This window comes from Pseudooceanicola aquaeponti (genome assembly GCF_050897975.1).
GTDB lineage: Bacteria > Pseudomonadota > Alphaproteobacteria > Rhodobacterales > Rhodobacteraceae > Pseudooceanicola.
The window spans coordinates 31,963-43,119 of record NZ_JBPAXY010000013.1; the positions used below are offsets into that span (position 1 = coordinate 31,963).

15 protein-coding genes and 1 pseudogene are annotated in these 11,157 nt (G+C 59.5%); 7 read left to right on the forward strand and 9 right to left on the reverse strand.

The features are described 5' to 3' along the window. Window positions 1–3: 3 nt before the first annotated feature. From ACRARE_RS22025 to ACRARE_RS22050, 6 genes are read right to left on the reverse strand one after another with little or no spacing between them, the layout of a single operon-like run. A complete protein-coding gene (locus tag ACRARE_RS22025) occupies window positions 4–1,377 on the reverse strand; it encodes a M23 family metallopeptidase (protein ID WP_026155631.1) in 1,374 nt (457 codons plus the stop codon). After that, window positions 1,374–2,000 (reverse strand): SCO family protein, encoded by a 627-nt coding sequence (locus ACRARE_RS22030; protein WP_026155632.1) that lies wholly within the window; start codon window positions 1,998–2,000, stop codon window positions 1,374–1,376. Before ACRARE_RS22030 ends, ACRARE_RS22025 begins: the two co-directional genes overlap by 4 nt. Continuing rightward, window positions 2,000–2,467: a copper chaperone PCu(A)C gene (locus tag ACRARE_RS22035; protein ID WP_066010340.1), complete on the reverse strand. Its 468-nt coding sequence runs from the start codon at window positions 2,465–2,467 to the stop codon at window positions 2,000–2,002. Before ACRARE_RS22035 ends, ACRARE_RS22030 begins: the two co-directional genes overlap by 1 nt. Window positions 2,468–2,490: 23 nt before the next feature. Beyond that, a complete protein-coding gene (locus ACRARE_RS22040) occupies window positions 2,491–3,150 on the reverse strand; it encodes a DsbA family protein (RefSeq protein ID WP_018001721.1) in 660 nt (219 codons plus the stop codon). Continuing rightward, window positions 3,147–3,569 (reverse strand): disulfide bond formation protein B, encoded by a 423-nt coding sequence (locus ACRARE_RS22045; RefSeq protein WP_018001722.1) that lies wholly within the window; start codon window positions 3,567–3,569, stop codon window positions 3,147–3,149. Before ACRARE_RS22045 ends, ACRARE_RS22040 begins: the two co-directional genes overlap by 4 nt. Before the next feature lie 5 nt (window positions 3,570–3,574). Next, window positions 3,575–4,141: an SCO family protein gene (locus ACRARE_RS22050; protein WP_026155633.1), complete on the reverse strand. Its 567-nt coding sequence runs from the start codon at window positions 4,139–4,141 to the stop codon at window positions 3,575–3,577. A 207-nt stretch (window positions 4,142–4,348) separates the two neighbouring features. Between ACRARE_RS22050 and ACRARE_RS22055 the strand changes: the two genes are divergently transcribed. From ACRARE_RS22055 to ACRARE_RS22075, 5 genes are all read left to right on the forward strand, one after another. Continuing rightward, window positions 4,349–4,777 carry a MerR family transcriptional regulator gene (locus ACRARE_RS22055; RefSeq protein ID WP_013959865.1) on the forward strand — a complete coding sequence of 143 codons (429 nt, stop codon included), beginning with the start codon at window positions 4,349–4,351 and terminating at the stop codon, window positions 4,775–4,777. Window positions 4,778–4,880: 103 nt separating this feature from the next. Beyond that, entirely contained in the window at window positions 4,881–5,459 is a 579-nt protein-coding gene (locus ACRARE_RS22060) for a cation efflux transmembrane domain-containing protein (RefSeq protein ID WP_009573601.1), read from the forward strand. A gap of 95 nt (window positions 5,460–5,554) precedes the next feature. Further along, complete coding sequence (locus ACRARE_RS22065; RefSeq protein ID WP_071167460.1) at window positions 5,555–6,310, forward strand: transglutaminase-like domain-containing protein; 756 nt, start codon at window positions 5,555–5,557, stop codon at window positions 6,308–6,310. Further along, window positions 6,300–7,265: a cation diffusion facilitator family transporter gene (locus ACRARE_RS22070; protein WP_119400695.1), complete on the forward strand. Its 966-nt coding sequence runs from the start codon at window positions 6,300–6,302 to the stop codon at window positions 7,263–7,265. Before ACRARE_RS22065 ends, ACRARE_RS22070 begins: the two co-directional genes overlap by 11 nt. Further along, on the forward strand, window positions 7,237–7,599 hold the full coding sequence (locus tag ACRARE_RS22075) for a SpoIIAA family protein (RefSeq protein ID WP_119400696.1): 363 nt from the start codon (window positions 7,237–7,239) through the stop codon (window positions 7,597–7,599). The genes ACRARE_RS22070 and ACRARE_RS22075 overlap by 29 nt, the downstream gene beginning before the upstream one ends. Before the next feature lie 270 nt (window positions 7,600–7,869). On the opposite strand, the gene ACRARE_RS22080 is transcribed toward ACRARE_RS22075, so the two are convergent. Both ACRARE_RS22080 and ACRARE_RS22085 read right to left on the reverse strand, forming a co-directional pair. Continuing rightward, the gene (locus ACRARE_RS22080; protein ID WP_096807337.1) at window positions 7,870–8,712 is read right to left on the reverse strand and encodes a hypothetical protein; all 843 of its coding nucleotides are present in this window, start codon (window positions 8,710–8,712) and stop codon (window positions 7,870–7,872) included. A gap of 236 nt (window positions 8,713–8,948) precedes the next feature. Further along, the gene (locus ACRARE_RS22085) at window positions 8,949–9,602 is read right to left on the reverse strand and encodes a hypothetical protein (protein ID WP_040402907.1); all 654 of its coding nucleotides are present in this window, start codon (window positions 9,600–9,602) and stop codon (window positions 8,949–8,951) included. A 473-nt stretch (window positions 9,603–10,075) separates the two neighbouring features. On the opposite strand from ACRARE_RS22085, the gene ACRARE_RS22090 reads away from it, so the two are divergent. Together ACRARE_RS22090 and ACRARE_RS22095 are read left to right on the forward strand one after the other, a co-directional pair. Next, window positions 10,076–10,318 (forward strand): type II toxin-antitoxin system ParD family antitoxin, encoded by a 243-nt coding sequence (locus ACRARE_RS22090; protein ID WP_009573607.1) that lies wholly within the window; start codon window positions 10,076–10,078, stop codon window positions 10,316–10,318. A gap of 5 nt (window positions 10,319–10,323) precedes the next feature. Beyond that, entirely contained in the window at window positions 10,324–10,644 is a 321-nt protein-coding gene (locus tag ACRARE_RS22095) for a type II toxin-antitoxin system RelE/ParE family toxin (protein ID WP_009573608.1), read from the forward strand. 208 nt (window positions 10,645–10,852) lie between these two features. Here the strand turns inward: ACRARE_RS22095 and ACRARE_RS22100 are convergent. Further along, a pseudogene (locus ACRARE_RS22100) lies at window positions 10,853–11,157 on the reverse strand (hypothetical protein); the annotation flags it as partial.

Consider the following 11,157-nt stretch of genomic DNA (forward strand, 5'->3'; position numbering starts at 1 on the left):
GGGTCAGAGCCTTTCGGTTGTCGTTTTGGCAATCTCGCTGCCGAGGTTTTCATTCAGAAGCGCCCGCGCCTCGGCCAGACGCGAGAGCGCGGCGGTATCATCCGCATCGCTCTCGGCCGCTTCGGCGAGCCGGTCGTCAGAGAGGGGGTCAGTCGGGCGCCCATCTACGAGCACCTCATAGTGCAGGTTCGGACCTGTCGCCGTGCCAGTCGCGCCGACGCGGCCGATCACGTCTCCCGCCGCAACGCGTTGGCCTTGTGCCAAGTCTTCCGGCACGGCGCTCAGATGCGCGTAGCGCGTCATGGTGTCGGAGCCGTGCAAGATTTCGACCACGCGACCATATCCGCCGCGCCAGCCGATGAAATTGACCCGCCCCGGTGCCGTCGCTTGAACCGGTGTCCCACGTGCCGCTGCAAAATCGACGCCGGTGTGCATCCGGACGTTGCCAAAGACCGGATGCGTGCGGCGTCCGAACACCGAGCTGAGGCGCGCACCCTCGACCGGCTGTGCGAAGACGCGCAGCACCTCGCCATCGACGTAGATCGTCGCCTGACCGCTGCCGTCGTCCGGCCATACGATCTCGTAAAGCGAACCGCCGATCTCCAGTGCGGCGAAGGCGAGTTCGGGCTGTCCGATCCTGTCCTCTCCGACCCGCGCCTCACGCCAGAGAAGCCTTAGTGTTTCGCCACCGGCCATCTCGCGGCGGAAATCCACGGTCCCACCCAGCATCTGCGCAAGGTCCACGGAAAAACGGGCGGGTATGCCGGCTTCGTCGAGTGCCGCGAAGATCGAGCTGTCGATCATGGCTTCGCCGGCAAGGGTTACGATTTCCGGATCCGGAGCCACGACCTGCGTGGACATCTGCTCGCCGAAAACCACCTCGATCCGAACCCCGTCCTCGACGGCGAGTGAGACGGTGCGGGGGCTGCCGTCCACGGTCGAAGCGACAGTGACCGAGTGCCCCGGCCGCAGCCGTCGCAGATCGTATTCCGCACCAAGCGCGAGGGCAACTTCGGCTCTGTCAGGTGCCGCAAGACCGGCCTCTGACAGCAAGAAATCGAGCGTTTCGCCCGGAGCAATGTCGCGCGACCACGTCGACAGGGGTGGCTCGATCGCTTGCACCGGCCTGTCGGCAAACGCGGCCTGCAGAAGGGGCAGCGGGCTGAGGTCGGGTGCATCGTCTGCCCATGCCGCCGCGGGCAGCGTCACGGGGATGTCAACGTTCTGGGGGGCTTCAGGACCTTGGGGCATCCAGCTACCTGCCTGGGCAAGTTCCGGCGGCACGGGTTCTTTCGACATGGAATCAGAGATGGCGATAGCCGCTCCCGAAACCGTCCCCGCAATTGCGACACAAGCCGCCAAAGTTCTGAGCCTCATGTCGCCCCCTCCATTTCTTCTTCCAGCGCGCGGCGGATCTTCGGCACCGCGAATTCTTTGGGCTCGTGATAGTCGATCATGGTGACGAATCGCCCAGAGGCTGCGAACAGGAAGACGCTCGCGGTGTGGTTCATCGTGTAATCGCCGCTCTCCGCCGGTACTCGCTCGTAGGTGGCGCGGAAGCCGTCCGCGACGCGCGCTATCTGCTCTTCCGGTCCCGTCCAGCCGCGGATCGCCGGATGGAAGTAGCCGACATATTCGGCCATCGTTTCGACAGTGTCGCGCTCGGGATCGACCGTGATGAAAACCACGTTCATCTCGTCGGCCTCGTCTCCCAGATCGTCGAGCCATCCCGAAATGTCAGAAAGCGTGGTCGGGCAGACATCGGGACAGTAGGTGAAGCCGAAGAACGCCATCGTCGGGCGACCGATCAGGGTTTCCGGCCCGACCGCGTTGCCCTCATGATCCGTCAGACGGAAATCCATCTCGGTCAGGGCCACAGGCCGCTGCCCGACAGGTTCGGGTCCACCGGGTCCATCGACCTGCCACCAACCGACGAAGAGCATCAGGGCGACCGCCCCGACACCAGCCGCGCCGTACCCCAGGACCGCCCGTCGCCGCATCAGTCCTCTGGCCCCCGCGCGGCGATTCCGAGGATCGGCACCTCGACCGTCACTTCGCCTCCGTCGTCGAAAAGCAGGGTCAGCGGAAAGGTGTCCCCTTCCGTCATCGGTTCTTGTAGCCGCATCAGCATTGCGTGCAGGCCCCCCGGTTCGAGCGCGACGCTCTCGCCCGGGGCGATCGCGATCTCCCCCGCCGGGCTCATGGAGCTCACACCTTCGGCATTGGTCTTCGTCTCGTGGATTTCGGGCATCATCGCGAGCGGTGTTGTAAGGCCGATCAGCGTCACCGGCTCGTCGCCAGTGTTGCGGATCGTCATGTAAGCGGCCCCGGGACGGTTCATCCCGATGGAGGCGCGGGACCACGCGTTCTCGACGACAACATCCTCGGGTCCGGCCAGCGCGGGCACCGAGAGCCCTCCAAGGGTCAAAAGCGCGGCCAGTGTGCCAGTCAAAATATACTTTTTCATCGTTCTGATCCTGCCCTTTCCATTCAGCTTTGCGCGGCAGCGACTTCGGCGGCCACCAGACGACGCAACTCTGCCTCCCCGAATGGATCGAGCGGCTTGCCGTTCACAAAGAATGTGGGCGTCTGGCGAATTCCCACGGCCTCGACGTCAGCACGATCCTGGTTAAGGATCGCCACGACACCGGGTGCCAGCATTTGCGTGCGCGCGGCTTCGGCATCGAGTCCGGCCGTGGCGGCGATCTGAAGGATCAGGCCAGGCGCCGGGGCACCGTGCGACGCCCATCTCGGCTGTTCCCGCAGAACGGCCTCGAGCACCGGCACGTAAACGTCCTGCATGCGCGCCGCTTCGAGCACGCGGATGGCTTCCTCGGATGCCGCGCCGTGGAAGGGCGTGTAGCGGATCACGACGCGGACAGCTTCCCCATGCTCGGCCATGATGTCCTTCACGATGGGATGAAAGGCGCGACAGGCCTCGCAGGCCGGATCGAAGAATTCGACGATCGTGACGGGCGCATCCGCAGGCCCGAGGATGGGCGAGTAGGGGCGGATCATCGCCTCCGCAAGTTCCGGAGCAACGGGCTCCGCTTCGGCCACTGGGCCGGGGCGGATTGCAAACCAGGTGGCTCCGCCGAAACCGGCGGCGCCGAGGGCAAGAACGGACAGGATCAGGCCGCGTCGATTCATGTTCGTGTGTCCTTCAATGAAAGGGCCGACAGCGCCCCGATCAGCGCGAAGGCGGCGAGCGCCATCAGCGGGATAGGGATGCCGAAGACCAGTTGGTTGTCATCGGTGCAAGAGGGGCCGGTGGCCGTGCAGGGCTGGACGCGTTCGGGAACAAGACCGACGTACAGCCCCATGTGCCAGAGGGCGATTGCGCCGCCGCCAAGCGCCAATGCGATGCCGTAGCGCCCCACGCGGCCGTCCCGCCACCAAAGGCCGAGCCCGAGGACAATGGCCAAGGGGAACATGAAGGCGCGCTGGAACCAGCACAGCACACAGGGCGTCTGCCCCAGCACCTCGCCGACAAAAAGCACGGCAAGCGAGGCGACGAGCGCGATGATCCACGCCAGCCCGAGGGCTGTTTCTCCGGACATACGGTTCATGTCGGTCAGAACCTTTCTTCCAGATCGGCGAGTATCTCTTCGGCGGAGGTGCCGTAGGGCCACGAGTCGGCGAAGCCCGCGTCGGGATCGAAGAGGAACAAATGCGACGTGTGGCCCATCGTGTAACCATCCGGCGCCGCAGCCTCTTCGACGCGTTCAAAGAAGATCGGAAACGTCTCGGATGTGGCGGCGATCTGTTCCGGCGTGCCGGTCAGACCGATGATGCCCGCATCGAACAGCGGGACGTATTCGGCGAGTGCGGCGGGCGTGTCCCGTTCGGGGTCGATGGTGATGAAAATCGGCTGGACCTTGGCGGCATCGTCGCCCAGACCGTCCATCACCGCCGCGACCTCAGATAGGGTCGTCGGGCAGACGTCGGGGCAGTTGGTAAAGCCGAAAAAAACCAGCATCCAGCGCCCCGCAAAGTCCTCCTCGGTTTGAACCATACCCTGGTGGTCCGTCAGTTCGAACTCAGCGAAAAAAGGCGGCTCGGCGTCAGTTCGGGCGCTATCGGCACGATAATCGGACCATAGCAAGAGCCATACGAAGGCAAGCGCTGCCACGCCTGCCAAAACCCAAAGAAACTTCTGTGCCGATGTAAGGGACAATCCTGTTCGCCTGTTTTTGATTCTTATTGCAAGTGCGGATACATCCTCTAGCCGCTAGAGGTTCAAGCACGAAATCATGGTATAGCTTGAACTCACGCGTCTGTGAAACCGACACTTGTTTATTCCGACGGCAAAACCTACACAAACTGTATCTTTTTCATGGAGGCGAAAATGCTCACGATCGGTACTCTGTCAAAGAAGACTGGCACGAAGGTGCAGACCATCCGGTACTACGAACAGATTGGGCTCATGCCCGAACCTGGCAGGACCGAAGGCGGGCAGAGGCGCTACGACAATGCACAGCTCGACCGGCTGTCCTTCATCCGCCATTCGCGACAACTCGGTTTCTCGCTCGATGCGATCCGCGAGCTGCTCGACCTCAGCGACCATCCCAACCGGCCCTGTGATGAGGCTGATGCCATCGCGCGTCGCCAGCTCAAACAGGTGGAGCAGCGCATGGCCCGCCTGAAGGCGCTGCGCACGGAACTGAAACGCATGGTTCACGAATGCAGCGGCGGGCGGACGGGAGATTGCAAGGTGCTTGAGGTGTTGCGGGACCATTCGGAATGCTTGACCGAACACGAGGAAATCGGGGCCTGAAGGAATTCAGCCAACATTCCGGCTGGAACGCAGATCAGCCGCAGAAGTTAATGTGTCGTACAACACAAGCTGGAACCACAAAATGGCCGCTAGACAAGATTCAATGGAGAGACGGACGCTTTGGATCGTTCTGGCGCTCAATATCGGTTTGGCCGTGGCTTTTTTCGCAACAGGCGCCTTCGGCGACTCAAGTGCCCTGATCGCCAACGGGCTCGATAACCTCTCCGACAGCTTCGTCTACGCGATCAGCCTTTTCGCTTTGTCCCGATCCGCCAAATGGAAACGCGGGGCGGCGAACGTTTCCGGCGGGCTGCTGATCCTGTTCGCTGCAGGCATCCTCTACGATGCGTGGCGCCGCTACATCGGTGGGTCAGATCCGCTCGGGACGATCATGATTGCAATGGCCCTGATCGCGGCGGCTATCAACGCAGTCTGCGTTTGGCTGCTCGCTAAGCTCAAAAATCCAAACGTCAATATCCGCGCGGCCAACACCTTCAGTTACAACGATTTCGCCGCGAACCTCGGGATCGTCGTGGCCGGTGGCCTCGTCGCTTGGCTAGGAACCAACTGGCCGGACCTTGTCGTCGGTGTGATCGTCGCCGGGATCGCGGCCTGGGGCGGTATCGACATCCTGCGCGACGCACACGGCGAACACCACAAAGCGGTTCACACGGACAAATAGTTGCGGGAGATTCTTTCTGAAAGAAAGGATTGAAGCTATAGTGACTATAGCAATTAGTCTTGTTCCAAGACGATTCGAGGAGCGACCCGTTGCAGATGATCGACCCCCTACTTGTACCCACCAAACTACTGGATTTTGATGCCGCGCCTCTTGCGCGTCTAATTGAGAACCGCAGCTGGCGCGGCTTATCCGAATACGATCGGATCGGAGCTGCCTATGATTTCGTTCGGAATGAAATCGCGTTCGGATACAATCGAGCTGACGACATCCCCGCATCCGAAGTGCTTTCCGACGGCTATGGGCAGTGCAATACCAAAGGCACGCTCTTGATGGCGCTGCTGCGTGGTGTCGGCATTCGTTGCCGGTTGCATGGGTTTACGATCCACAAAGGCTTGCAGCGCGGTGTTGTCCCTGAGCTGGTGTATCCGCTTGCTCCGCAGGAAATTCTCCACTCATGGGTCGAGATCGAATTTCAAGGTGCCTGGATCAACCTTGAAGGCTTCATCCTGGATGACGCTTTCCTCGATGTCCTGCAAACGTCATTCTCGGACACAGAAAGTCTCTGCGGTTATGGCGCGGGCACGGATTGCCTTGGCGCGCCTCCCGTCGCCTGGAACGGAGAAGATACCTACATTCAGAAAACCGGCATCGTGCAGGATTTCGGCGTGTTTGATACGCCGGACGCCTTCTATTTTTCCCATGAGCAATCCTTTGGATGGCTGCGTGGTGCCCTTTACCGTCATATCATACGCCACTGGATGAATGCGCGCGTTCGTGGTTTCCGCAGCGACCGCCTCAAGACTGACCGACGCGCGACACACGCGCATGAGGAGCCTGCCAATGCCACATGACCACGGGCACGCGCATATCGATCCGGATTCTGGCGATCGGCGGGTTGCCATCGCGATCTGGGCGAACGGGCTTCTTACCGTTGCGCAAATCGTCGGGGGCATATTGTCGGGCAGCCTGGCACTGATCGCCGATGCGCTGCACAACTTTTCCGATATGGCCTCGCTTGTCATTGCCTTTGCCGCACGCAAGATCGCGCGCCGCCCGGCCGATGAGCGCATGACCTTCGGCTATGGCCGGGTCGAAATCGTCGCGGCCCTGATCAACTACACCACCCTCATCGTGATCGGCTTCTATCTGATCTACGAAGGTGGCATGCGCATGATTGATCCACCCGAAGTCATGGGGTGGACCGTCGTCATTCTCGGTGGAATCGCGCTTGTGGTCGACACGCTGACCGCAATGCTGACCTATTCGATGCAGAAGGGGAGCGTGAACATCCGTGCGCTTTTTCTCCACAACCTTTCGGATGCGCTTGCTTCGGTCGCGGTTATCGTCGCTGGGTCGCTGATCATCCTTTACGACATGCGTTGGGTCGATCCTGCCATCACCATCGGCATCGCGACCTACATCCTGTATCTGTCTTTCACTGAAATAGGCGGCCCAATCCGAACCCTGATGCTCGGGAGCCCGCCGGACATCGACAACGAGGCCGTCGTCGAAGCGATGCGGAAAGTCGAAGGCGTCGCCGACGTCCACCACGTCCATCTCTGGCAAATGGAAGAGCACGAGGCTGCGCTCGACTGTCATGTCGTCGTGGCAGCCGAGGGATGGTCGAAGATCGAAGAGATCAAGAGCGCGATCAAGGAGCGGCTGAAGGAAGAATTCGGCATCAGCCATTCCAGCCTCGAATTCGAGCACGAGGATCGCGCTCATCAGAACGCCGATCTCTACGGTCACGGCAACGCAAGTGAAAAGGAGAAGACCAATGTTCAAGGAAACGCTGACCGAGCGTGATGATGTCATCGGGCTCGTCTGCGAAGGCAAGTTGACGGAGACAGAATTCAAGCAAATGCACGCGCTGCTTCATGAGCGTCTTGGAACAACCGATAATCCGGGTCTGGTTCTCGACCTTACAAGTTTCGAGGGCTACGAAGAGCCTTCGGCGATGCTAGAAGATCTGAAGGTCGACACCGCCCACGCGAACGATTTCGGTCGCATAGCGGTTGTCGGAGAACGCAGATGGATGGAATGGGGCGCACGGGTGGTCAACCTATTGACGGGCTCCGAGATGCAGTGGTTCGAATCCAGCGATACCGAGTCCGCAATTGCGTGGGCGCGTGACGGGTAGCCAGCGATTCTGCAAGAAAAGGACTCTGGCCTGGAAATTGACATCACATCAGATGCTTCACGATTAATGGAGGAACGGAACGATCTAAATGTAGTCAGCAACATTTGTCTGCTCGGATGAAACAATCCGATGCAGTTTGATGTCGACTTTAGGCTGCATAATAAGTCCCTACGCGCTGAATTCTTCGAAATTTAACATAAACTTCATTATCTGCCGATTTTCTGTACGCGGGGGCAGAGCCTTCCCGGATCCAAAGCTTGGCAGGTGAATCTACCTGGATATCTCCCCTGCCAGCACCGCTCGTCCGTGCACCGCCAACGTCGCTGAAAACCTCTGGCACCCAAACTCGTGGATCACATCGAGTACACGCGCTTCGTAGGCAGTGTATCCGATCAAGCGACACAAGTCGGACGCGTGGAACTGGCGGTTCGAAGTTGGTGCGGCTTGCATCTGTCTCAGCAATTCGCGCTCTTTGGGGTCCGTTATTGGTCTCGCGGGCGGCTTGACCGCGGGACGAGTTGGAGTTCCCGACGAATTTCGCCACCGGCGCATGAAGCCAAGCAGGAAGCCGGCCGGCACCCTGCCGTTGCCTCGGGACCGATTGAAGGCGAGGAAGCGATCCCAGATGACCTGGGTGTCGATGTTCCAGCAGGGCAACGTGGCCTTCGCTGCTTTGATGAGCTCTGCCCAACTGGTCTGAAAAACGTTCGAACTCGCGGTGATGTCGATCAGTCCTGAGAAGATAGTTTTGTTATTATTATCTCTAGATAGTGATGTGTCACCTTCACCTGACACGAGATCATGGGTTTCACTCTCCTCGTCGAAGGCGGAAAACCGAAAGATCCAGGGCGCGAACTTTCCATTCGGCTTTGCCCGCTCGAGCTGCAACTTCGACGTCTCAAGTTCGCTCAATAGAACCGAAAGATATTGTCGTGAAACACCCATCTTCTCCGCCAGGGCCGAGAGGGTGAAGGCTGCCGTTCCGCGCGACAAACCGTTGTAGCCATCCTTCCAGGCGATGGCATCGAGGATGAGGGTAGCAAGCTTGTGCGCAGCAACAGAGAGATTTGTCTGTGTGATCCGTCGCAGGATCAGGCCGGTCGTAGGTTCCATGGTCGAGGTCTCCTTGGAGAACCGACGCCATGTCGTGAGACAACAACATTCTTGCCAGCAAAACAACTTTGCTGGTTGCGGGTGTTTTAGCGGTGCGCTAGGAAACTCTTGTTCACGGAGTTTTCTAGCACGGCGTCAGGCTTCACGGTCTGGCGTCGTCTCCTTTTCGGGGGTTTTGCACAGCCTTCCGTGCGGGGTTGTCAGGACGCGCGCGGTAATACCGCGCGCAGATTTTGTCAGTAGCGAACCTCTTCAGAGCCATAGTTCCCGGCGTGATCACGCCAGTCGACGAAGACGGAACGGTAAAAGTAGCTGCCGCATCCATTCGGGATGCTCAGGCCGGATGCGGCTGGCACCTGGCCCACGGTGGATCTTGTCCATCGGTAGTCGCCCTGCACGCCGTAGGACCCCAATCGCGTCGAGTCGCTGCGATTGCAGTCGCCATCTCGGTTTTCGTGCTGGCGATACTGGATGTGATAGACCCGTATGCTGCGCACGAAATCAAAGGCGTCGCCCGAAATGTCGATGTCAGCTTGCTCATCTGCTTGGACGCGAACAAGGGGTTTCGAAGTCGATTCCTGCGGTTCGGGCGGATCGCGGAACGTGGTGTCATAAAGGCGTTCCATAGGCGACATCGGGCTGGGATCGTTGAACGACACACCCATCGGACACCGCCAGATTTGTAAGGGCGGCTCGATCGGCCATGGTGTGATCCGCCGAATGAAGACCGCTCTGGCATGCGCGCAGGGCGCGGAGGCAGGCCAGCCGCCCGCAAGGCAGAGGAGGATTGCACAGTCCACCTGATAGGCCTGAGCCGGACCTGACGAGGCCATTAGTCCGGATATGGTTAGTGCCGTGGCTGTTGCCACGCTGTGGATCACGTGCTTCATGATGCCGACTCCATCTATAATGGTGCAGCGATACGAAACAACATTAATGATAGCAAGGAGATTTGATTGATGGTTGCTTGCGACTGTTCGCTTGTGTCGCTTGACCGCTTCCAAGATCTGACGCCGGTTCTGGCTGCTTCTGCGTCTTGAAAGTGGCCAAAATTGCGGACCCCTTTCATGTTAGCTGCTAAACAAACGTCTGTTACAAAGGGGAAATTGGGTGTTCCAATGTGGCCGCGAAAGTGGTCACGGAAGGACAGATCGAATGAGCCCTCCAAACCGCGTGGCGCAGCGCTCCTGGCCTCGGGAAGGGCTGTATCGGGAAACTGCCCGGCCCGGCTCTCCGCATGGAATCCGGGAGCAGAAGGGCGGGAGCAGCCAGCGAGCCGATTTGGGGCCCAAGTTGGGATCGAGCATGAGCTTGAATATCTATGTCAGTATCTGATACGATTGAGCATGGATAGGAGAGTCTGATGCCAAACGTCCACCTGACCGAACCGATGCAGAAATATGTGCAGGCGCAGATCGAGTCCGGCGCCTACGCCAATCTGAGCGAAGTCGTGCGCGCCGGCGTAAGGATGCTGATGGAGAAGGATGGCGCCCGGCAGTTCTATGCCCTCAAGGCCGACCTAGAGGAAGCAGCCTCCCTGGCCGAAAATGGGGATTTCGCCGAGTTCGATGCTCATGCCTTCGAACCGGATGCATTTGATCGCTGACCCATATGATTATTCGACTTTCCGGTCGGGCCAGGGCCGACCTTGAAGAGATCCGTGCCTACACCGTCGAAACTTGGGGTAGGGACCAATGGCTCGTCTATTACCGCCAGTTGGTCAACGCCTTCGAGCAGATCACCGGGGATCCCGACCGGGGTCGGGACAGGAGTCTCTTCGTTCCGGGGTTGCGGTCCGTCAACTGCCAACGTCACGTGATCTTCTACAAGCGGCTAGATGCGGCGGATGGGGCGGCAGTCATCCTGCGCATCGTGCATCAGCGCCGCAACATGCCCGCGCTCGTCTACTACGAGGATCTCGACGGCGGTTAAGCCCTTGCGTTTCCTCATTTCAATGGCTCGACCAGTCTTCCATAGTCTTCACTGACCTCGTGAAACGCGCGTTGGCGCCCGCCATCGAGGCAACGAAAGTAGTCCTACACATCGGCAAAGTGGGTCTCAAAATCGCTCAAACCCGACCAATTTGAATGTTGGAAGCGCTAAGAATTACTGCTTCGATACCTGGTCATCACGCGAGCACTCAATGCCCATTGTGATCATGTTGATGTGGCTCGGTTTTTGTGCGCTGAAGAAACCAATGCTCAAAGATCAATACACAAGCCATGATCGCGAATGCGACCACTACAATCATTGGATCGCTCTGCCACTTTAGTGAAGCGAATACGGCAAGCACGATCGCGTCGAGACCGATTGCAGTCAACATGATCGTAAGCATCCGGCGTAGGCCGTGGTCATGCTGCGCGCCGGCGCTCCGATGGCTGCCAATTCCAGGGCAGAAGGTCCGGCACGCGTGATGCCGTTGTGCTGGGGAGCCGAGCGAGGACG

Bases quoted from the DNA above. Each gene is read 5' to 3' on its own strand.
- ACRARE_RS22025 (WP_026155631.1), bottom strand. From the start codon at position 1,377: ATGAGGCTCAGAACTTTGGCGGCTTGTGTCGCAATTGCGGGGACGGTT.
- ACRARE_RS22030 (WP_026155632.1), bottom strand. From the start codon at position 2,000: ATGCGGCGACGGGCGGTCCTGGGGTACGGCGCGGCTGGTGTCGGGGCG.
- ACRARE_RS22035 (WP_066010340.1), bottom strand. From the start codon at position 2,467: ATGAAAAAGTATATTTTGACTGGCACACTGGCCGCGCTTTTGACCCTT.
- ACRARE_RS22040 (WP_018001721.1), bottom strand. From the start codon at position 3,150: ATGAATCGACGCGGCCTGATCCTGTCCGTTCTTGCCCTCGGCGCCGCC.
- ACRARE_RS22045 (WP_018001722.1), bottom strand. From the start codon at position 3,569: ATGAACCGTATGTCCGGAGAAACAGCCCTCGGGCTGGCGTGGATCATC.
- ACRARE_RS22055 (WP_013959865.1), top strand. From the start codon at position 4,349: ATGCTCACGATCGGTACTCTGTCAAAGAAGACTGGCACGAAGGTGCAG.
- ACRARE_RS22060 (WP_009573601.1), top strand. From the start codon at position 4,881: ATGGAGAGACGGACGCTTTGGATCGTTCTGGCGCTCAATATCGGTTTG.
- ACRARE_RS22065 (WP_071167460.1), top strand. From the start codon at position 5,555: ATGATCGACCCCCTACTTGTACCCACCAAACTACTGGATTTTGATGCC.
- ACRARE_RS22070 (WP_119400695.1), top strand. From the start codon at position 6,300: ATGCCACATGACCACGGGCACGCGCATATCGATCCGGATTCTGGCGAT.
- ACRARE_RS22075 (WP_119400696.1), top strand. From the start codon at position 7,237: ATGTTCAAGGAAACGCTGACCGAGCGTGATGATGTCATCGGGCTCGTC.
- ACRARE_RS22080 (WP_096807337.1), bottom strand. From the start codon at position 8,712: ATGGAACCTACGACCGGCCTGATCCTGCGACGGATCACACAGACAAAT.
- ACRARE_RS22085 (WP_040402907.1), bottom strand. From the start codon at position 9,602: ATGAAGCACGTGATCCACAGCGTGGCAACAGCCACGGCACTAACCATA.
- ACRARE_RS22090 (WP_009573607.1), top strand. From the start codon at position 10,076: ATGCCAAACGTCCACCTGACCGAACCGATGCAGAAATATGTGCAGGCG.
- ACRARE_RS22095 (WP_009573608.1), top strand. From the start codon at position 10,324: ATGATTATTCGACTTTCCGGTCGGGCCAGGGCCGACCTTGAAGAGATC.